The sequence below is a fragment of the Kitasatospora sp. NPDC085879 genome (assembly GCF_040686255.1).
Lineage (GTDB): Bacteria > Actinomycetota > Actinomycetes > Streptomycetales > Streptomycetaceae > Kitasatospora.
In genome coordinates this window covers 1-20,851 of record NZ_JBFBJZ010000093.1, presented here as the reverse complement: position 1 = coordinate 20,851, position 20,851 = coordinate 1, and the positions used below count along the sequence as shown (strand labels likewise).

Annotated in this window: 14 protein-coding genes, 1 tRNA gene and 1 pseudogene; 9 read left to right on the top strand and 7 right to left on the bottom strand. The window is 68.2% G+C overall.

What is annotated here, in order from left to right; genetic code table 11:
* The first annotated feature begins 668 nt into the window (after positions 1-668).
* Complete coding sequence (locus AB0P35_RS37695) at positions 669-1,457, top strand: DUF6193 family natural product biosynthesis protein (RefSeq protein ID WP_363520182.1); 789 nt, start codon at positions 669-671, stop codon at positions 1,455-1,457.
* Positions 1,458-1,725: 268 nt separating this feature from the next.
* On the opposite strand, the gene AB0P35_RS37690 is transcribed toward AB0P35_RS37695, so the two are convergent.
* On the bottom strand, positions 1,726-1,914 hold the full coding sequence (locus AB0P35_RS37690) for a hypothetical protein (protein ID WP_363520179.1): 189 nt from the start codon (positions 1,912-1,914) through the stop codon (positions 1,726-1,728).
* 431 nt (positions 1,915-2,345) lie between these two features.
* Here AB0P35_RS37690 and AB0P35_RS37685 point away from each other — a divergent pair, with 431 nt between their 5' ends.
* Positions 2,346-3,203 (top strand): hypothetical protein, encoded by an 858-nt coding sequence (locus AB0P35_RS37685; RefSeq protein ID WP_363520176.1) that lies wholly within the window; start codon positions 2,346-2,348, stop codon positions 3,201-3,203.
* Here AB0P35_RS37685 and AB0P35_RS37680 read toward each other — a convergent pair.
* Positions 3,186-3,559 (bottom strand): annotated as a pseudogene (locus AB0P35_RS37680) (Tn3 family transposase); the annotation flags it as partial. The gene AB0P35_RS37685 and the pseudogene AB0P35_RS37680 sit on opposite strands and share 18 nt — an antisense overlap.
* Before the next feature lie 152 nt (positions 3,560-3,711).
* On the opposite strand from AB0P35_RS37680, the gene AB0P35_RS37675 reads away from it, so the two are divergent.
* Positions 3,712-3,792: transfer RNA gene (locus AB0P35_RS37675), tRNA-Leu, on the top strand.
* A 519-nt stretch (positions 3,793-4,311) separates the two neighbouring features.
* On the opposite strand, the gene AB0P35_RS37670 is transcribed toward AB0P35_RS37675, so the two are convergent.
* Positions 4,312-5,130 (bottom strand): Scr1 family TA system antitoxin-like transcriptional regulator, encoded by an 819-nt coding sequence (locus AB0P35_RS37670; protein WP_363520173.1) that lies wholly within the window; start codon positions 5,128-5,130, stop codon positions 4,312-4,314.
* A gap of 449 nt (positions 5,131-5,579) precedes the next feature.
* Between AB0P35_RS37670 and AB0P35_RS37665 the strand changes: the two genes are divergently transcribed.
* Entirely contained in the window at positions 5,580-6,251 is a 672-nt protein-coding gene (locus AB0P35_RS37665; protein ID WP_363520171.1) for a transglycosylase SLT domain-containing protein, read from the top strand.
* 114 nt (positions 6,252-6,365) lie between these two features.
* Here the strand turns inward: AB0P35_RS37665 and AB0P35_RS37660 are convergent, their stop codons facing one another.
* On the bottom strand, positions 6,366-7,241 hold the full coding sequence (locus tag AB0P35_RS37660) for a LysR family transcriptional regulator (RefSeq protein ID WP_363520168.1): 876 nt from the start codon (positions 7,239-7,241) through the stop codon (positions 6,366-6,368).
* Positions 7,242-7,334: 93 nt separating this feature from the next.
* Here AB0P35_RS37660 and AB0P35_RS37655 point away from each other — a divergent pair, with 93 nt between their 5' ends.
* Positions 7,335-8,072 (top strand): SDR family oxidoreductase, encoded by a 738-nt coding sequence (locus tag AB0P35_RS37655; RefSeq protein ID WP_363520165.1) that lies wholly within the window; start codon positions 7,335-7,337, stop codon positions 8,070-8,072.
* A gap of 180 nt (positions 8,073-8,252) precedes the next feature.
* On the opposite strand, the gene AB0P35_RS37650 is transcribed toward AB0P35_RS37655, so the two are convergent.
* Positions 8,253-10,502, bottom strand: a complete 2,250-nt coding sequence (locus tag AB0P35_RS37650; protein ID WP_363520162.1) for a hypothetical protein — start codon at positions 10,500-10,502, stop codon at positions 8,253-8,255.
* Between the two features lie 181 nt (positions 10,503-10,683).
* Complete coding sequence (locus AB0P35_RS37645) at positions 10,684-12,975, bottom strand: WD40 repeat domain-containing protein (RefSeq protein WP_363520159.1); 2,292 nt, start codon at positions 12,973-12,975, stop codon at positions 10,684-10,686.
* A 719-nt stretch (positions 12,976-13,694) separates the two neighbouring features.
* On the opposite strand from AB0P35_RS37645, the gene AB0P35_RS37640 reads away from it, so the two are divergent.
* Complete coding sequence (locus tag AB0P35_RS37640; RefSeq protein WP_363520156.1) at positions 13,695-14,240, top strand: hypothetical protein; 546 nt, start codon at positions 13,695-13,697, stop codon at positions 14,238-14,240.
* 36 nt (positions 14,241-14,276) lie between these two features.
* Here the strand turns inward: AB0P35_RS37640 and AB0P35_RS37635 are convergent, their stop codons facing one another.
* The gene (locus AB0P35_RS37635; RefSeq protein WP_363520153.1) at positions 14,277-17,159 is read right to left on the bottom strand and encodes a LuxR C-terminal-related transcriptional regulator; all 2,883 of its coding nucleotides are present in this window, start codon (positions 17,157-17,159) and stop codon (positions 14,277-14,279) included.
* 144 nt (positions 17,160-17,303) lie between these two features.
* On the opposite strand from AB0P35_RS37635, the gene AB0P35_RS37630 reads away from it, so the two are divergent.
* From AB0P35_RS37630 to AB0P35_RS37620, 3 genes are all read left to right on the top strand, one after another.
* Positions 17,304-18,071, top strand: a complete 768-nt coding sequence (locus AB0P35_RS37630) for a class I SAM-dependent methyltransferase (protein ID WP_363520149.1) — start codon at positions 17,304-17,306, stop codon at positions 18,069-18,071.
* A gap of 93 nt (positions 18,072-18,164) precedes the next feature.
* A complete protein-coding gene (locus AB0P35_RS37625; RefSeq protein ID WP_363520146.1) occupies positions 18,165-19,721 on the top strand; it encodes a cytosine permease in 1,557 nt (518 codons plus the stop codon).
* Complete coding sequence (locus tag AB0P35_RS37620; RefSeq protein ID WP_363520144.1) at positions 19,669-20,547, top strand: nitrilase-related carbon-nitrogen hydrolase; 879 nt, start codon at positions 19,669-19,671, stop codon at positions 20,545-20,547. Before AB0P35_RS37625 ends, AB0P35_RS37620 begins: the two co-directional genes overlap by 53 nt.
* Positions 20,548-20,851: the final 304 nt, after the last annotated feature.

Below are 20,851 nucleotides of genomic sequence, written 5' to 3'. Positions count from 1 at the left end.
GGACTGCACGGTTCACCATGATCGTCACAGCGGAAGATCATGCCGCCCCAAGCCAGGCAAGCCCAACCCGCCGCAATCACGCACCAGCTCGTAAGGCGGACACGCAGGGCCAGGACATCACCCGTCGTTGACCACGTCCAAGTGGACATGCACGTGCGTGACTTCGGTTTCCCGAAGGCTTGGCGGGACGCGATCTGTCGGCGGTGGTGGGAGGGCGAGTCCCCCAGCCTGGTGGGACGGGCTCTTGGCGTCCCGATGCAGCATGTCCGGCACCTCCTGGCCCGGCGGCGTCCGCCAGACGGCCCGGTGCCGGGCCAGGAGGTGCCGGACATGCTGCCGGGCGCCAGGCGATCTCTCGCGGCCCGGTGGGCGGACACAGCGCCTGGCGGGCTCCGGGGTTCTGCGTCGACGGTCTCGCGGGAGATCGCCTGCAACGTCCGCCTGGTGCACCACGGCGCGACCAGCGCCGACCGTGACGCCTGCGAGCAGTTGTTGTTGGTGCTCTGCTGATCAGGCTGTGCGTTCACAAGCCCGCTCTGCTCGCGCGGGGTCCGAGCGGTGGTCCCAGACGTTCCGCAGTTGCGCCTCCCGTCACAGGGATCGTCGGCCCCCATCTCCCCATGTGTTGATCAGGTAGACCGGGCGCTGCCACGCGGCATACTGAGGGGGTGAACTTCAGGGCGGGGGCAGGCGAGCGGCAGTGGGTCAACGGGGTACTCGGGGAGGTGTTGAGGCGTACAGCGGAGAGCCTCGGGGTCGTCCTGCCCGAGCCGGACAGTGAGGCTTCGGCCATCGCGACGTATGGCGATGAGGGACTCGGCCGATGGGTGACGGTGTATCCGCCCTACGAGCAGACTGAGGGCTCGCGGCTGTTGTCGGTGTATCCGCCCGGCGAGCAGTGCGGGGGCTTCTGGATGCGCCTGCAAAGCCACGGCGTGACCATGGCCGGTGGGTGGATCGCGGAGCCGGCCGAAGTGGTCAGGGCAACAGCGGCGTGGATCAGCGGTGCGGGGCTGATAGAGACCAAAGCCCAGGCCCGGTGCATCGAGTTCCGCCCGTGGGCCCTGGCGCACGAGCAGGAGCCGTTCGGCGCAGTCGAGTTGGTGTGGCACGTCAAGCTCGACCGCTTTCACACATCGTCGTGGGGCCGGACCCCTCGCACGAACGCGCTGTTGGTGGCGGCGTACGCCCAGCCGGCGCTCCGCAGGCTGACGCCGATCACCAGCCACTTCAACGTGTGGTTCTCCACCAGAATCGAGCCCTCGGAGAACAAGCAGGTCGGGTACGGCCACTGGGCGGGGCAGATCGGGTACGGCCTGTTCCCGCACGACGAGCGACTCTACGGGGTGCGGCGCGGAGGTGGGGAGTTGGTCGCGCGCACCGAGACGCCGGAGGAAGCCGTCGCCCTCGTGGTGGCCGCCCTCCCTGAGGGGCTCGGCATCGGCCTTCGCCCGTAGGCGCCGTAGTTGGTGCCAGGTGGCGAACCGGTGCAGAAGCTGGTGTCGCGCGGGGTCATCGACGGCTGCGAGGCGTTCGGCGAGCCAGCGTTCGTAGAGCAGGAGCCGCCGGTCGGCCGGGGGCAGAACGTTGCTCTCATGGGCAGGTCGCGCAGGTGGGCGGCCGTGCGCCAGTGTTCCTGCTGCTGCAGGCCCGCATGGGTGAGCGGGACGCGGCCGCGCGCCAGGTCCTGCAGGAGATGGATGACGTTGGGGCGGCGGAGCCAGATCAGCCTGCTCTTTGGACGGTCGAGCTCCAAGGTACGGAGACATACCCGGGCGACAGGTTCCGCGCGAGCTGCTGGTTGCGCCAGCCCTGGAGCATCGCCTCGAAGACCTGCTCGTCCGGCCGCAGCATCGGCAGCCTGTCGACCAGGTGCAGCCGAGCAGACCGCGGGGCAAGGCCGTCCTGACCCATCCGCCATCACTCTCCGTCGATCGCATTGGACGCGAGTTTTTCGCATCTGATGCGAGCCGACGGCGTTTCCCCAGCTCAATCGCTCAGTGGAGTGAAGGGGGCCCGCGCCAGGCCTCCGCAGTCGCTACCGTGGCCGATGTGCTGCCAGGTACAACGATCCTGGCAGCACCAGCAGGAGCCGACGGCCGACGAGATCCAGGACCGCTGTCGCCTATTCACATCGGATGCGATGGGCGTCGGTTGGAACATCGGTGCAGCGGTTGGCGCTGAGAACGATCATGGTCAGGGCGTGAGTGCGCTGACCCGATTCTCGTACGCGCGGCGGGCCTTGCGCTGGGCCGGGACCACTGGGACGCCCTGGGTGTCGTCGAGTGGCTGGCAGCAGGCGAGGAGCCCGCGGAACTCGCGATAGTCGATCTTTGAAGGGTGCAATGAGCGCGTTACGTGTACTGGATGGCAAGGCGTTTATGGACAGGGACTTCGAGGCGGTGAGACTCCCCACTCGGTCGCAGATGTACAGCGGCTGCAGAAGCTTCATCCACCCCGATCCTGAAGTCCAGGCCTTCCGCAACACTGCTCCCGTCCGAGCTCGCGGAGACTACCAGCTCCACGCCAGCTGCCTGCAGCGGGAAAACATCCCCGATGTAAGCTTCGAGCATTTCATCGCACATGATCTGCGCGAGTCACTGCACTGGTACGGCAGGCCGGAGCCCAAGGACGCCCCGAAGCAGTTCCACTTCCGCGAATGGCACCAGACGCTGGCGCACATGCCGGCGGCGGAACAGGCGGCTTCCTACGTCAAGTCACTTCCCTATTACCGTGCTCCGGTCGAAGTGCTGTGGGATTTCTCGAACTTCGGCGATCTGCGGTGGGACAGGCAGGAAAGGTCAGTTCAGCTTCCGGGCCGCCCCGCCCCAAGGACGGGCAGTACCGACACCCTGGCAGTGGACACCTCGATGCTGATTCCCGCAATTTACGCCGATGTCGAACCCGATGTGATGCAACAGGACATCGAAGCCATCCGTGAAGACCAGCTGGACCGGCTGAACCATCTGCCACGGATGCGCCGTGGCAGCTTGCTGCGCCACGCCATGGCTGAGGCGATCGACAAAGAACTCGAGCCGCTTTCTGCGCTGTGCCGCAAGCACGGCACTTTCGGCGAAGCCATTCTGCCAGGAGCATTCAACCCCATCACCGGCTTCTTCATCAGAGCATATGACGGCAACTTTCAAGAGGCGTTCATCGAGACAGAGACACACTTCTACTCCATCTCACTGGCCACCTCCTGACCAGGAGATCAGCCTAGAATGGCTCAAGAAGCGCGGGCACTTCAGTTCACGCAGCGGGCGCAGGGCGCCAGCGGCTGGGGTAGGGGCGGTGAAGTGCTTGAGCGGGCACAGTCGGGCGATTTCCTCGTGACGGATTTCGTGGCCTTCGGCGCGGAACTGTTCGACGGCAGCGTCGATGTGCTTCGTGGTCCACAGCACGATGGCGTTGAGGACCGGCCTGAGCGCGCCGAGCTGGTCCGCCATCCCGTCCCGGTACGCCTGGTGGATGGTGCCGCGCTTGCCGTGGCACACGTCCCGGGCAAGCTTGTGGCGGGATTCCTGCGCGTGAGCTGTCGGTTCATCTGACGGCGGTAGGTGAGGCGCGCCGGCCGGGGCCCCCGCAGCCGGCAACCCACCTGGCACTGCGCGCCGTGGTCGATGAGAAGCCCGCTCCGCACTGGTCGGTCGATCAAGACGAGTATCAATTGCTCATGATGTTGACGCCACCAGGCGGGATTATTTCCTCGACGGGCAAGTGGCGAAATGGCAGACGCGGTGGACTTAAAATCCACTGTCCTATGACGTGCGGGTTCGAATCCCGCCTTGCCTACTCAGATGCTGTGGTCAGATCGCTTCCGCCGGCAGGACCACGGTCAGGTGATCACGGGATTCCGCACCGTGGTGCGGACCGGCTTGCCACTGTGCATGGATGTGTGGTGGCGTGCCACGCCATGTCCTGGCGAAGGCGATCGACGAGGACGTCCGCGCGCTGTCCGCGCTGTGCCACAAGTACGGCACCTTCGGCGAGGCGGTCCTGCCGGGGGCATTCGATTCCATAACCGGCATCAGAACATCTGCCCGGCGTGCACCTGGAAGTGCCCGCACCGGGCTCGGCGGGACGGCACGAAGCTCCGTTGGGACAAGCGATTCTTCAAGTCGCTTGTCACCATCGGAGCTTCGATGCGTTGCCTTCCAGAGCGGGCGGCTCGGTGGCCGTGTTGTTGGCGGCTGGGCGGTGATGCGAAGGCGGAACTTCCGAGGTTGGTCTCGGGGGGCGGCCGTCCTTGATCGGACCCGCCGCGACCTAGCGTGGCGGGCACCGTCCGTAGGCATTGTCAGAAAGGTTCCCTCATATGCGCTCCGAATACCTCCTCCGCGCCTCCAGGAGCCTGTCTTCAAAGTCTTTTGAACATTCATCCCAGGTTCTCTCGAACAGCTCAGAAAACCTGGAGGATTGGGGCTTGGCATCGTAGCAGACGCCCTCGACCAGCGTGTCGCACACAGCCACCTCGAATCCTTGAGCACCCATTCCGGAGAGGCACCTAAATGACCCGGGGCCAACGTATTCGACTCGCTGCTCCGAGAGCATTCTGATTTCCACGGGGAGGATTCGCAGACCGGCCAGAACGTAGTCCAGCTGGTCGAGCATCACGCTGGCGCCACCTACGGTTCGCGTGAGGGCCGACTCCTGAAGGATGAGTCGGAACCGCGGCGGCCGGACGAGAATCAGCTCTCGAAGTCGCGATTCGGAGACTCGGCCCGCGGCCTCGGCGCAGGCGGTGCCACCGCCGGCCGCCATGGACAGCGCGGCCGCATAGGCGGGTGTCCGGAACGGCTCAGGAAAGTACGAGTCGGCAAAAATACGTATTTCTGTCGCCTCGTACTCCAGGCCCAGCAGCGGGCTTAACCAAGTCTGGACGTCACGATTGCCGACCCACCATCCGTCTCTCGATTCCCGCGCCAGGGAAACGGTGGACTCGACCTCGTCAGGTCCGCATCCGCAGGCCGCACACATCTTCTCCACCAGGCGCCAGCTGAGGCGCTGCGAACTCCTCCAATCCTCATATCTACTTATCGTTGAAGTGCTCACGCCTACCGCCCTCCCCAGCCCCCCCTGCGTCAGGCCGGCCCCTTCTCGAAATCGAGACAATATTTCGGCGATCTGCATTCGGGGAACAGGCGGCAGGCGCCGGCGGGTCGACGGCGGGGACAGCGCCGACCCACGCTCGTTGGGGAGTTGCATTCTCTCCCGAAGTCCAGACGTTTCCACTTGCACCCCCATGGCCCACCAGGGCCGAGAACAGCATCCTGCGAAATCACACCATTTACCAATAAATGCACCTTTCGCAGTGAGAGTATGAGCTACTCAATTCCTCCGCGACTACCCGTATGTCCGCATTTGTCGCTTGCAGGAGAAGTCTGCAGTGCGGAATGGTGTGCGCTCTGTCAGGCCCTCGCGCCGTTGGGGCGCACGCCGCCCGTTCACCGAGCCGGTCCGAGTCCGCCAGAGGCGGCTACAAGGCCGGCGTCTCCCGTGACCAGCAACGACGGAGGCAGGCGGCAGAGGGCATGTTGCGCCCGTACGGTCACGGACGGGCACCGCAGGAAGGAAACCATGTGACTCGGCTCTCGGTCAGGGGAGTTGCCGTCGCCTCCGCCACCGCCGTCACCGCCGTCACCGCTGCTGTCGGCGCGGCCGCGGGTAATGAGGACAAGACTGCTCGGGCGGCCGATGACGTGAGCGCGACGCTGCTCACCGGCATCCCCTCGGGTTCCCAGGCGCAGACCGTCAGCGACAACCTCGCCCGCCAGGCGCACGCCCAGCAGGTCTCCGCCGACGCCGCCGCCAAGAAGGCCTCCGAGGAGGCCGCCCGCCACAAGGCCGCCGCCGCCGCGCGGGCCAAGGCGGACGCCGAGAAGACCGCCGAAGCGGCGAAGCGCAAGGCTGACGAGGAGGCCGCCAGGCGGGCGACCGCGCAGACCGCCTTGGCCCTTCCGGTCGGCTCGCTGCAGGTGATGGCCGCCCGGATCGTCGGCGACGCCAACCAGTTCTCCTGCTTCAGCCAGATCGTCAAGCGCGAGAGCGGCTGGAACTACACCGCCACGAACAAGTCCTCCGGCGCGTACGGCCTGGTGCAGGCCCTGCCCGGCTCGAAGATGGCCACCGCCGACGCGGACTGGCGCACAAACCCGGCGACGCAGATCAAGTGGGGCCTCAAGTACATGAACAGCCGCTACGGCAGCCCCTGCGGCGCCTGGTCGTTCTGGCAGTCCCACCACTGGTACTGAGCGTGCCGTGAGGCGGTGATGACGGGTCGGCGCCCGACGCTCTCTTCCACCCCGGGAGGGCCTGCCCGACCGGGCTTCGCGCCAGCCGGTGGGGGCCCTCCGCCCCACCGGCGGCTACCGGGAGGATGCGAGCTGTACGGCGGTCCTGACCAGGCCGGCCAGGGCCGGTGAGCGGCTGTGCGCGGGCCAGGCGATGTGGGTGACGACAGGGGGCGCGTCGGTCACGGGGACGGCGGCGTGCTCGGACCACAGCCAGGCGCGCGCGGAATCCGGCACGACGGCGACGGTGCGTCCCAGGGCGACGAGTTGCGCCAACTGCGTCTGATCGCGGATCTCGGGGCCGGGGCCGGGCGCATAGACGCCGTGACGGGGCCAGCGCGCCGGGGGGAGGCCGGGGACGTCGCTGATGTCGGCCAGGGACAGGGTCTCGCGCGCGGCCAGGGGGTGTCCGGCGGGCAGGATGGCGAACTGGTTCTCGGTCATGAGCTCCTCGCTGTCGAACCCGGCGAGGGAGTTGAACGGCATGTGCATCAGCGCGACGTCGGCGCTGCCGTCGCGCAGCCGTGCCTCCTGGTCGCACATGCCGCACTGCAGGACCTCGACCTCGGCGGCGTCGGGCTCGGCCGCGTAGGCGTCGAGGAGCTTCTGCAGCAGTTCGTGGGCCGCGGCGGTCTTCACCGCCAGCACCAGACGGGTGCGCTCCCCGCCCGGGTTGTCCGCTCCGCCGGCGCGACGGGTGCGGCGTGCGGCGGCGGTGGCCGCGTCGAGCGTCGCGCGGCCCTCGTGCAGCAGCACCGTTCCGGCATCGGTGAGCGCGACGCCGCGGCGGTTGCGTTCCAGGAGGCGGACGCCGAGACGCCGTTCGAGCTGCTGGACCGCCCGCGACAGCGGCGGCTGGGCCATGCCCAGGCGTTCGGCGGCCCGGCCGAAGTGAAGCTCCTCGGCGACGGCCACGAAGTATCTCAGCTCGCGGGTCTCCAAGGCGTCCACGGCGACAGCGTACCCCAGCGATACCTACCGGGTATCACAGCGAACCCGATCGGTGTTGGCCGGCGCGCTCACCTGGGCACGAGCATGGACGGCATGAGCGAAACGAAGATCGCACTGGTCACCGGTGCGAACAAGGGAATCGGCTACGCGATCGCCACCGGCCTCGGGGCCCTCGGATACCGCGTGGCCGTCGGAGCGCGGGACGCCGGCCGACTCGAGACCGCCGTCGAGAAGCTGCGCGCCGCCGGGGCCGACGCGTTCGGCGTGCCGCTGGACGTGACCGGCGACCGGAGCGTCGCCGAGGCGGCGGAACTGATCGAGCGTGAGGCCGGAGGGCTGGACGTGCTGGTCAACAACGCGGGCATCCCCGGAGAGATGGGTCCGGGCTGGGTGCAGGACCCGACGACCCTCGACCTCGACCTGGTCCGCACGGTCGTGGAGACCAACGTCATCGGCGTCATCCGGGTGACGAACGCCATGCTCCCGCTGCTGCGCCGCTCGCCGTCGCCGCGCATCGTCAACATCTCCAGCAGCGTCGGCTCCGTGACCCGGCAGGCCGACCCGGCCATCGAGCTGGGAGCGGTCATGGCGGCCTACGCGCCGTCGAAGTCGTACCTCAACGCCGTGACCGTGCAGTACGCCCGGCAGTTCGCCGACACGGACATCCTGATCAACGCCGCCTGCCCCGGACTGTGCGCGACCGACTTCACCGGCTTCTTCGGGAACCGCACCCCGGAGCAGGGCGCGGCCACGGCGATCCGGCTCGCCACGCTGCCGGACGACGGCCCGTCCGGCGCGTTCTTCGACGACGAGGGCGTCGTCCCCTGGTAAGGGACGAGTTGTCCCGGACGCGGGATCGCATCAGAGGCACAAGCGCGATGGCGAGGTCGAGTCGCGGGTCGGACCCGCGACGGAGCCCGCCCGTGTCGGCCCCGTCCAGAACGACGCGCACTGCGCGCCGCACCCCTGTCCTGGGCCATGGAACAGCCAGGACAGGGGCAGGCCGCGTGTCTATGGACGGGTCAGTACGACGATCTCGCCCCCGAAGCTCACGATCAGGTGGCCGGTCGGGCTCACGGCCACGGCGGACACCAGTGCGGGGAAGACGAGTTCGGGCCCGGCGGGCCGGCGGGTGGTCAAGTCCCAGACTCGTACCGTCCCGTCCGCGCCGCCGCTGACGGCGATGCCGGTCGTGTTCACCGCTGCGGTGGCCAGGGAGGTGACCCAGTCGTCGTGACCGCTCAGCGGTTCACCCAGCTGCCGGCGAGTGGCCAGATCCCACATCCGCACGGTGGAGTCCCTGCTGCCCGTGAGTGCGACCGGCCTCCCGTCCACCACTGCCGTCGCCACCGAGCAGACCGCGTCGGCATGGCCGAGCATGGGCTCACCCACCTGCTCGCGTGCGGCCAGATCCCAGAGGCGCACCGTGTGGTCATGGCTGCCGGTGACGGCGACCGCGCGTCCGCCCACCACCGCTGTAGCCGCCGCAGTGACCGGCGCGGTGTGACCGAGCATCGGCCCACCGATGCGCTCCAGGGTGGTCAGATCCCACACCCGCACGGTGCCGTCCTCGTCGCCGGAGACAGCGACCGGTCTCCCGTCCAGCAGCGCGGTCGACACCGACCGCACATGGGCGGTGTGCCCCGGCATCGGCTCACCGACCTGCTTCCAGGTGGCCAGGTCCCACACCCGCACCGTCTTGTCGACACCGCCGGTGACGGCGACCGGCCTGCCGTCCACCACTGCGGTCGCTACCGACGACGCGTGGCCGGCGGGGCCGGCGAGCGGCTCGTGCAGCGGCCGGCGGGTGGCCAGGTTCCAGGCCACCAGGGTGGAATCGATGCCACAGATGAGGGCGACGGGTGTCCCGTCAAGAGCCGCAGTCGCCATCGACGGAACCCAGTCCGTGTGACTTCTCACTGGCTCACCGACCTGCCCGCGCGTCGTCAGGTCCCAGACCCGCACCTTCTGGTCCCGTCCGCCGGTGATGGCGACGGGTCGTCCGTCGACGACCGCGGTCGCCACTGCTTCCACCGCGTCCACGTGGCCGGTGAGCGGTTCACCGATCTGCTCGTACGTGGCCAGGTCCCAGACCCGCACCGTCTCGTCCCGTCCGCCGGTGACGGCGACGGGTCGTCCGTCGACGACTGCGGTCGCCACTGCTTCCACCGCGTCCACGTGGCCGGTGAGCGGTTCACCGATCTGCTCGTACGTGGCCAGGTCCCAGACCCGCACCGTTTCGTCCCGTCCGCCGGTGACGGCGACGGGTCGTCCGTCGACGACTGCAGCTGCTGCGGCGAACACCAGGTCCGTGTGCCCGGAGAGAGGGCTGCGCGGTTGCTTGCCTCTCTTCAGGTCCCACACTCGTACGTCTGCGGACACACCTCCTGTGACGGCTACGGACCTTCCGTCCACGACGGTGCTTGCCATGGCCAGCACCAGGTCGGTGGGATCGGTGAGAGGTCCACGTCTCCTGAGGGCCTGGAGGGACTGGAGGGACTGGCGAATTCCGCTGCGGACGGCCAGCGGCCTGCCGTACGGCTCGCGGGTCCGGAGATCCCACATCCGGATCTTCTTGTCGACCCCGCTGGTGAGAGCGATCGGCCTTCCGTCGACAACGGCGGTCTCCACCTTGTGGATCCGGCCTTCGGCTCCACCGACGCGATGGCTGCCCATCATGCCGATCCGCTGGTGGATGGTCAGGTCCCACACGGTCACCTTGAAGGTGTCACAGCAGGTGAGTGCCACCGGCTTTCCGTCCACGACCGCGGTGGCCACGGACATCGGCCAGCTGCACGGGAACGGCGCATAGATCGGCAGCATTCCGACCTGCCGGCCGGTGGCGAGGTCCCACACCCGCACCGTGAAGTCCCTGCTGCCGGTGAGGGCCACCGCTCTGCCGTCCACGACCGCCGTGGCTATCGACTGCACCTTCGCCGTGTGCCCGGTCAGCGTGGACCGAAGCCGCGGATCCACCTTCGATCCGGTGGCCCATTCCACCTCCCACTGCGGGCTCGCAGCGTCGGGCACGGGCACCGCGCCGAGGCGTGCTGAAAGCTCGGACGCCCCGTAGCGCGCCGCGTCCAGCGCGAGCAGCTGCCGGCGCGTTTCGGGACTCGCGGTGCGGTGCCGGTGTGCCGAGGACCGATACACCGCCGCCGACAGCACCTCCTCCGCGCCCTTCGCGGCATCGGCGACCGCCAGAACCTGTTCCGGATCGCCGTGCACCAGGAACCGCGGATCCGTGAGATCACCTGTCACAAGCTCTTACCTCCGTCATTCAGGTGGGCGCAGTGCCGGAGCCTGCCCGACCTGTGAAATCAATCCGGACGTGCACATCGATCCGGGGCCGCTGAAACGGGCCGGGGTCGCCGGCGACGGACTGGCGGGGGGAAGGAAGGATGGCGTCCTGTCCCGGTTCCGTGCCGGCGCGCGGGCGAGGTCAGGCGCTCTTGCGGCGGGGGGTCAGTAGGGCGATCTCCCGTCCGAATGCCACCAGGAGGCGTCCTCCCGGGGCCTGCTCAAGACGCGTCACCGGCCATGGGAACGCCAGGTCGGGGCCTGCCTGCTGCCCGGTCAGCAGGTCCCACACGCGCAGCGTGCCACTCGGACCCTCGAACTGCCCGGCGCCCGTGACCACGCACGGCCGGCCTTCGACGACCGTTCCCACGGGGAGGGTCCACTCCTCCCCCGCGGAGTAGGGCGTGAGGGAGCCGCCGAGGGCCCGGCCCGTGAGGAGTTCCCATGCCTGCACCGTGGTGTCCTTGCCCAGGACGACGGCCAAGGGCCCCTGTTCCGTCGCCGCCACGGTGATGCCCCATGTCTCGGCGCCGCAGTTCACGGTGTCACCGACCTGGCGTCCGGTGGCCAGGTCCCACATGGCCACCGCGCCCTGGGCGCTGCCGGTGACGATGACGGGCCGATCGTCCACCACGGAGGCGGCGAGCGACTTCACGCCGCCAGGGTCCCCATGGGTGATGCTCCGTACGTGCTGACACGTGGCCAGGTCCCACACCGAGATCGCGTCGCCGTCTCCGGCAGTGACGGCGACGGGCCGGCCGTCCAGTTCGGCGGACACGCACGTGGCGGCGTGCGGGATGCGGCCGAGTTCACGGCCGGTGGCCACCTCGGAAAGCTGTGTCCCGCGCTTGTCCGAGACCAGGACGACCGGCTGTGCATCGACGTGTGCTGCCGCTCCGCCGGTGACCCAGCTTCCGGCGGCGTCGTACGGTTCGGTGACGCGCCGTCCGGTCTCCAGGTCCCACGCGATCACCGTGGCTCTGTTGTAGCCGACGCTGACGACGACGGGTCGGCCGTCCCGGCCGCTGGTCGTGTCGAGGACTTCGACCTCCCAGTCGGCGATGTGCCCTCGCTGGGGATCTCCCAGCCTGGTGCCGGATCCCAGGTTCCACACCAGTGTCCTGCCACCCTCGTCCTGGGTGATGGCGAAGGGCCGGCCGTTCACCACGGCGGTGGCCGTCCGCTCGACGGGGCGGCAATCGTGGGTGTAGTCGTAGCGGTGACCGAGCATGGGCTCGCCGGTCACCGAGCCGGTCGCCAGGTCCACCATCAGGACGGTCTCGTTGTCCGCGGTCACAGCCACGGGACGGCCGTCCACCACCGCCGTCGAAATCTCGTGACACAGGTTCGGCTCCCCCACGAACTCGGAGACCGGCTGCCTGTCGAGCAGGCCCCAGACCTGGATCTTCGCCACGTCGTTGCCCTCGGCGGACACCACCACGGGACGGCCGTCGACCATCGCCGTCGTCACTCGCCAGGAATAGGTGTCCTCGACGTCGACGGCGTGGGGCTCACCCACCTGCTGCCGTGTGGTGAGGTCCCATACGCGCACGGTCAGGTCGTCGCTGCTGCTGACGGCCATCGGGCGGCCGTCCACCACCGCCGTCGCCACGCCCACCACGCGTTCGGTGTGTCCGGTGAGTGGACCGCCGACCGGCTCGCCGACCACGAGGTCCCATGTTCGCAGCGTCCCGTCACCGTGGGCTGTGACAGCCATGGGACGGCCCTCCACTTCGAAGGTCGCTACGTCGTCTGCGGGAGCCGTGCGGATGTCGCACAACTGCTCGCGGCTGGAGAGGTCCCAGACCTGCAGCGCGCTGCCGGCACCCTCGCTGGGCGCTGCGCTCAGAAGGACGGCCACCGGGCAGTTGTCGCGCACGGCCGTGGCTGTGGCACAGACACGGCCGTGCGCGGTCAGCGGATCACCGGTCTCCACCCCGGTCTCCAGGTCCCAGACGCGCACCGTTCCGTTCTGTGCTCCCGCACCGACGGCAACCACGCGCCCGTCCACGACGGCAGAGGCCATGGAGCTCGGACCGTCGGAGCCTGCCAGCGAACACACGAACCGCTGATCGACCCAGGAACCCGTGGCCCACTGCACCTCCCACGCGGAGGCGGGCTCACCCTCGATCTTCACGGCCGTGAACCGCGCGGCCAGTTCCCGGTCCCCGAACCGCGCCGCATCGAGCGCCAGCACATGCCGTCGCGCTCCCGGGCCCAACGTACGGTGCAGCGCGGCCGATGCCCGGTACACCGCTGCCACGAGCTGCGCCTCCGGACTGCTCGCCCTGCCCGACAGCCGCAGAACACAGGCCGGATCGGCGGACACCACGAAGCTCGGGCTGGTCAGCCGGTCGTCGACCTGCCGGGCATCAGGAGCGGGATCATCATGCACGTCACACATAGCCGTGGAGAGTAGCGCCTGCCAGAGCACCTGCTCAGAGCATTGTCTACTCATTCCCGTCCGTGCCGTGCCGGTCGGCCTCCGGGTGCGCCGCGGACGAGGTGTGCTCCTCGAAGGTCGGGCCCATGGCTGGGGACGGGTAGTGCGTACGCTTCGGGCAAGCGGGCACAGAGGTGACCGCTGTCCGGGAGGGAGCCGTATGGCGCTGCCGAAGAAGCACTCACGATCGATCACCGTGGATGGCGCTGTCTATCGCTGGCAGGTAGGGAGACGCGAGTGCCCGGTCTGCTGGATGGGCGAGGCATTCGTGGTTCAGCAGGTCGAGCCCCAGGGTGCCGTGTTGATTGCGGATGCGGCGATCCACGGGTCCCTTGCCCTTCCGGCCGAGGTCGGGCGCGCTGTCCGGACCGCCCTGGGGCAGGGTTGGCGGCCGTCACACCCGGGCCGTCCCTTCACACTCGACCGGACCGCTGACCGTTCGAGCACGTCGGACAGCGGGTCCTGTCGTTGAGCGGCCTCAGCCACAACCGCTCCTTCTGCCTGTCCGGACCGGCGGGCAAACGGCAACGCCGGCGCTGTCATGAGTGTTTTCTGCTCTTGAACCGGTCGACAGTCGCGTGCCATTTGCCAGGGGATTCGGATGCCTGAGATGTGGTGTTCCTGGTGCTGTTAGCATCTCCTGGGCCGAAGACCCGGCAGCTAGGGTCTTGCGGGCGGCAACTGACGACCAGTGAGGGCGGGGAGAGAAGATGCGAAGCCAGGGTCAGGCCGGCCCGTTCGGGGTGCGCCTCGTTATTGAGACGGACGGAAAGAAGTGGGCGCGGGTCGCGGACCTGCCCTTCGCCCCTTTTCCCGGAATGGGTATTCGTGTCGATGCCTACGAGGTACTGAACGTTGTCACGGTCGTGGTGGACGAGCCCGGCGGCGCCGTGACGTGCCTTGTGGTCGACGATGAGGGCCGCTCACTCACCGCGGAGAAGTGCGCATCGCTGGGCTTCGTCGCATGCGGACCCTCTGATCCGACGGTGGCGCCTGCGGCTTCTCCGGTTCGGGTCAGCGTCATCACCTTCGCGGACAGCCGTCAGTGGAGCAAGGTGTGCACCCTGCCTTTTTCTCCTTTCGACGGCCTGCGTGTCCGAATGAATGAAGAAAGGGTGCTCAAGATATTCACCACCGTGGTGGGGGACAACCACACGAGTGAAGTCGAGTGCTTTGCCGGCTTCGACGGCGAGGGGGCGGACACCGTCACAGGAGACGAATGCGAGGCCCTCGGCTTCGAGGAGGACTGTCGATAGGACGCACGGCTCTCCCCCGGAATCGCCTGCAGCCACTCAGAGGCGGTCGGCCAGCTCGGCCCGGGAGGTCACGCCGAGTTTGGCGTACACGCGCTGGAGATGATTGTCGACCGTGCGGACGGAGAGGGTGAGGATCTCGGCGATGCGCCGGCTGGAGTGGCCCTGGACGGCGAGGACGGCGATCTCGTTCTCCCTGGCGGTAAGGGGCTTCCACGGGGACGGCAGGGCGAGCCCGGGCGTCACCGCACCTTGGCAGGCGTCGGCCAGCCCCCTCGACGTGGTGGCCGCTGCCTGCGCCATCCGTGCCTCGTCCGCGCGGTGGAAGGCGTGCGCCGCTGCGGCCGCCGTCTCGGCCGCCATGAGCTGAAGTCCCGCCGCGCGGAGGGCCGGGACGGCCTCCTCCATCAACAGCTGGGGTTCCTTCACCGACATGGCCCGAGCGAACAGTGCCAAGGGCCGGGCGAAGGAGCTGTCCGAGACGACCTCGAGTTCGGCGAGTCGATCAGCGACAGCGGGCGCCGCGCCCAGCCGGGCGGCTTCCCCGAGGAAGAACATCTCGAAGGCGGTCTGCCCCGCTGCCCGTGCCCGCTGCGCGGCCTCCATCATCAGCTCACCGCCCCTACGGACCAGGCCGGTCGCCGCGAAAAGCCAGGCCTGGCCCAGCGATTCCTCGCCCCAGACCGGGGCCGCCTCGGCGTAGTCGTCGATCTCCCGGAGCAGTTGCTCGGCTTCGACGACGCGGCCCAGGACGGCCGCGCAGGCGGCGGCACCCGAGGTCGCGTCGCGGAGCGCCATGGGGACGCCTTCACGCAGGCTGATGGCGAGCGCTTCGGAGTACCAGCGGTGGGCGTCCTCGGGCCGTCCGCGCAGCCACGCGATGCGGCCGAGGAGAACGCTCAGCGAGATGACGACGAGCACGGCGTCGTCCTTGAGGGCCAGACGCAGGCCCTCCATGGCTGCCTCGGTCGCCGCCTCCAGGTCACCGCCCGCGAGACCGGCCGTCGCCTGGACCATCAGCGCGGCCGACGGGTGGGGCAGCACCACGCGTCGGCTCGCGTCCCGGTGCGTCAGATAGTGGTCCGCGGCGAGTCTTCGCGCCTCCTTCGTCTCGCCGATCGAGGCCAGCGTCATGACACGAATGCCTTGGGCGTAGACCCGGACCCGTTCGTCCTCGACGTGGTCCGCGTCCTCCAGCAGCCGTAGTACCGCTGCGGAAGGGTTCCCGGAGAAGGCGCGCAGTGAGGCTCCGTTGACCTCCAGGGCAGCGCGCATCGCTTCGTCGTTCGTGCGGTCCAGGGCCTCCGCATTCACGCGCAGGGCGGCGGCGCCCTGTCCCGACCAGGCAAGGTTGAGGGTACGGTCGACGGCGATGCGGAAGCGCTCGGCCTCGGTCGCGGCCTCGGCGTAGGCGCGGGCCAGCACCGCTTCCGCCTGATCGAAGCGCCGAACGAAGAAGTAGGCGGTGCCGAGCAGCCTGCGGGACATCAGGGGCAGCGCGTCGTCGGGCAGCGACTCCAGCAGGCGGACGGTCTGGAGGTGGTCGTGGCTGTAGGCCGCCAGCTCCGAGGCGCGAAGAATCAGAGGAGTGGACGCCTCGCCCGCCGAGGCCAGCTGCCAGCTGGCGACCAGCAGCGGGTCCTCCACCCTGCGGACGCCCTTGTGGAGCACATGGGCCGCGCACCGGGCGAGAATGGCCCGGTGGCGGGTGACCGGGATCCTGTTCCGGAGAACATCGCCGTAGAGGGGATGGGCCAGGACCACCGAGGTACGCGCCCGGGACGTCTGAACATGGACCAGGTCCCGCTCTTCCAGGCCGGCCACGACCTCGGGGGCCACCAGGTCCTCGAGGGCGGCGAGGCTGAGGGGCCCGGCCACGGCAAGAGTCTCAAGGACTCGCCTGGCCTCCGGGACGAGTTGTCCGAGGCGTGCTTCCACGAGGGCGTCGAGCCCCGGTGACTGCGACGCGGCGGTTCCGTGTTCGGACCGCGCCAGGCACCAGGCGGCGCCCTGACGCTGCAGTCCGTCGGACGCGAGCAGTCCGAGGACGATCTCACGGAGGAACAGGAGATTGCCGCCACTGCGCTCGTACAGCCGGTGGGCAGTGCTGCGTGAGACGACACCGCCGAGGGCACGGGTGAGCACGGCCTCGGTGGTGGGTTCGTCCAGCGCGGCGATCTCCACGCGGGCCGTCTCGTCCGTCCTGTCCAAGGCGGCAACGGCATCGGAAGCGGGAAGGTCCGAGCGCAGGGTGGCGATCAGGAAGACCCTGCCGTCGTCCAGCAGCTCGCGGACGAGCACGGCCGATGGGGAGTCCAGCAGGTGCAGATCGTCGATGAGGAGGAAGTAGCGGGGCCCGCGACCCGACAGGGAGGCGGCCACGGCACGGAACGCCGGGGCGGGATCCGTCAGATCAAGGCCGGGGGGCAACAGGTGGGCGATGGCGGCGAGCGGCATGGCGGCTGCCGCCGCGGTGGCGGTGGCGCGGCCGCCGGAGGCGCCGGAATCGCACAGGTGGCGCCACACCTCTTCGGCCAGCCGGGTCTTTCCTACGCCTGCTTCGCCCCTGATGACCAGTCCTCGGTACGACGGGTTCGCTGCGGCCTCGCGGCATACCTCGAACTGTCCGTCCCGCCCGGTAAGTGGCCACAGACGGTCGGCGTGATGGCGTACCGCATCCATCAGCGATTCCTTTGCACGATTTTCCGCCCCGAAAGGCGAATTTCGGGCGTGACAAATGGAGGCGATCAACAAGGGATCTCCTTGGTGCGGACTATACGCCACCATGCCCCGAGTCAAGCAACCGGCCGGATTTGGGGCCGGCAGAACCGGAACCGGCCCCAGGAGGTCTACACCATCTCCGCCGATCCGCCCGTCGACCGGCCCAGGAGCACCCGGGCCGCCCGGCGCCGGCCGTGCCATCCACCTCGCCGCCCCCGCCCCCGGCCGGACCGAATGGACAGAAGAGTCGAGAGTATCGATTACTCAAACTGGATAAAAAATTCCGGGCACCGCGAGGACGGCCAGCCCTTGCCACATGATTCAGAAGTGATGTAGCCTTTTCCAATGGGTGATGTGGAAATATTTTACGACCAGCTTGCAGCTGATTACCATCTGATTTATGGCGACTGGGACGCCACTGTTGACCTCCAGGGCCGGACCCTGGACGCGGTTATTCGTTCGACGCTCGGCCGAGATGGCGTCACCGTGCTGGACTGCGCGTGCGGCATTGGAACGCAGTCCATTGGACTTGCGCTTCACGGACACCAGGTGACAGGCACGGATATCAGCCGGATGGCGGTCGAGCGCGCGGGAGTCGAGGCAGCTCGGCGTGGCGTCGAGATGCACACGAGGGTGGCGGACATGCGCTCGCTCCCCTTTGAGGATGCGGCCTTCGACGTTGTCGTGTGCGCGGACAATGCCTTGCCCCACCTGCTGACCGCGGAGGATCTGCGCGCGGCGCTGGGCGAAATGCGCCGCGTGTTGCGCAGGCAGGGCCTGCTGTTGATCAGCACCAGACCCTACGACCGGATCCGTGAATCACGGCCCACCTCGACCGCACCACAAATCCACGGTTCCGGCAGCAGCCGGACAATCACCTTCCAGCTGTGGGACTGGCACAGCGATGGCGAGCGATACGACCTGGAACATTATCAGGTCATTCCCGACGATGACGATTGGAATGTCAAGGTGCGCCGGACGGCGTACTGGGCTCTCACGCAGGGCCAACTGACAGACTTTGCGAGTGAGGCAGGGTTTGAAGGCACTGCATGGATGACTCCCGAGCAGAGCGGCTTCTTTCAGCCCCTGCTCACAGCCAGAACACCTGCGTAGCATGAGCCGGCCCTTTCTCGGAGCAAGGCCCTCCAGGTAGCTCTGGGACGGTTCAATCGGGCCCGGGCGAGAGCAGATGAGTAGCCTCTGCTCATGTTTCACATGGCCGTGAGTGATTTCCTGGTGCGGCGGCCCCGCCGGTTCCGCGCTGTTCAAGTGGTACTGCCGCTCGAACCGGCACCGGTGGGCCAGCGTGATCTTTTCGACGATGATTATATCCGAATCAGGAGATTCATGACCGGCAATCGGCGAAGAAGCTTGTCCGGCACCGGACTTTTCGAGGTCCGTTCCATCGATCACATTCCGGCGGAGGAACGCCACGGAAAGGTTTGGCATCAGGGACCGTTCTGGTTCACCGGGAACTTCGTCCTCACGACCATGGTGACCGGATTCATCGGTCCGGCGATGGGGCTCGGCCTCTCCTGGTCGGTCCTGGCACTGGTTCTGGGGGCCTGCTTCGGCACCTTCTTCATGGCCTTCCACGCCAACCAGGGGCCGAGAATGGGCCTGCCCCAGATGATCCAGTCCCGTGCCCAGTTCGGAGTGCGCGGCGCAGTCGTCCCCTTCGCCGCCGTCACCTTCGTCTACATCGGCTTCAACGTCTTCAACGTGGTGCTGGCCACCCAGGGCCTCCGACTCCTCCTTCCGGGCGGAAGGGAACTTTGGTACGTCCTTCTCATCGGGGTCTCGATCATCCTTGCGGTGGTCGGCCACGACCTGCTCCACCTTGTCCAGCGGTGGCTCACCTACGTCCTGATCGCGATGTTCGGGATCCTCACCGTCGGCGCTCTGGTCAACCTGGACACGCCGGAGGCAGGGGTGGCCGACGGACTGTCCTGGACTTCCTTCCTGGCGGTGTTCTCCGTCGCCGCCGGCTACCAGATCAGCTACGCCGTCTACGTGTCGGACTACTCGCGCTACCTGCCCGCGAACGTGCCTGCCGTCAAGGTGATCTCGTGGACCTACCTGGGTGCGGCGGGGTCGGCCGTCTGGTTGATGTCGCTGGGTGCCCTGATTGCGAGTTGGATGCCGGCGCCGGATGCCATCACGAGCCTTCAGGAGGTCGGGAACGGCATCGCACCGGGCTTCGGGACCGCGGTCGTTCTGGTGTCGTCACTGGCGCTGATCACCGTTATGGCGGTGAACGCGTACGGGGCCATGCTGACAACGACGAGCGCCATCGACTCCTTCCGACCCGTGCGGCCGTCCGTCCGCAGTCGTGTGGTCGGGATCGTCTCCGTCGAACTGGTCGTCTTCGTGGTGGCACTCGTCCTGCCGGACGACTACCTCGGCAGTTTCAACAACTTCCTGCTGCTGATGCTGTACTTCCTGGTCCCGTGGACGGCCGTCAACCTGGTCGACTTCTACCTCGTGCGCCGAGGTGAGTACTCGGTCAGCGCCATCTTCGATCCCCGGGGCATGTACGGGCGCTGGTCGTGGCGAGGACTGCTGTCCTTTGCGGTGGGCTTCGGCACGATGGTTCCCTTCTTCGCCACCTCCTTCTTCACCGGCCCGGGGGCCGAAGCACTGGGCGGTGCGGACGTCTCCTTCGCCGTGGGCCTGGTGGTCTCCGGTTCGTTGTACTTCGGGCTGAGCCGTGGTCTTGTGGCGCAGGCAGCGCCGGCGGCGGGAGCCACCAGTGCCGGATAGCGCTGTCACCGTGGCTTGCTGTCAGGTGCCGCTGGCCGTGGCGGAGCCGGCACGGAACTGGAGGGTTCTTCGGGAGGCGGTCGAGCAGGCGGCTTCGGCAGGCGCCGACGTCGTCGTCCTGCCCGAGTTGGCCAACAGCGGCTATGTCTTCCGCGACCGGGCCGAGGCCGAGGCCCTGGCGGAGACCACGGACGGGCCGACGGTCGCCGAGTGGGCGGATCTGGCCGACGACCACCGTCTTGTGATCGTCGGAGGACTGTGCGAGCGGGACGCTGAAGGCCGGCTCCGCAACACCGCTGTGATCGTCGATCCGTCCGGCCTCAGGGCGGTCTGTCACAAGGCTCATCTGTGGGGCGCCGAGAAGCAGCTGTTCGTCGCCGGGGACGAGTTGCCGGTGGTCGTCGAGACGGCGGTGGGACGGATCGGGGCGATGGTCTGCTACGACCTCGAGTTCCCGGAGTGGGTGCGGGTGGCGGCACTTCAGGGGACGCAGCTGCTGTGTGCACCGGCGAACTGGCCCCGCTTCCCGCGTCCGACCGGGGAACGCCCTTCGGAGATTGTGCGGGTGCAGGCAGATGCAGCCGTCAACCGGATGTTCATCGCCGTGTGCGACCGGGTGGGTGACGAGCGCGGCACCCGATGGACCGGGGGGTCAGTGGTGGCAGGGCCGGACGGCTTCCTCGCCGCAGGACCGGTTCCGGACTACGGCAGCGGAATCGTCATGGCCCGTTGCGACCTGGCCGAGGCACAGGACAAGCGGCTCGGTGAACACAACCATGTGCTCTCCGACCGGCGCCCCGAGTTGTACCGCTCCCTGGTGATCTGACATCGAGGCGGATCATGTCTTCGGGGGCTCGGGCCGAGTCGCTGCGCTCTTGTGAGACGGCCGGCCGGCAGGGCTGACCGGACATGATCGAAGCTTCGTTGGTGGTGGCGATTGTTCATATCGTCCGCCACCAACGAAGCTTCGATGCGTTACGGGTCGTCCGTGGTCTGTGACGAACAGCCATCCGGAGGCCGCCGGAACGAGGTGTCCCATACTTCCGGCGCGCCCGTCCCGATCCGCCCGTCCGGATCCGTCCCTCGGCGGGCGCCACGGAGCCCCGGGCGGGCGGTGGATTCCCCCGTGT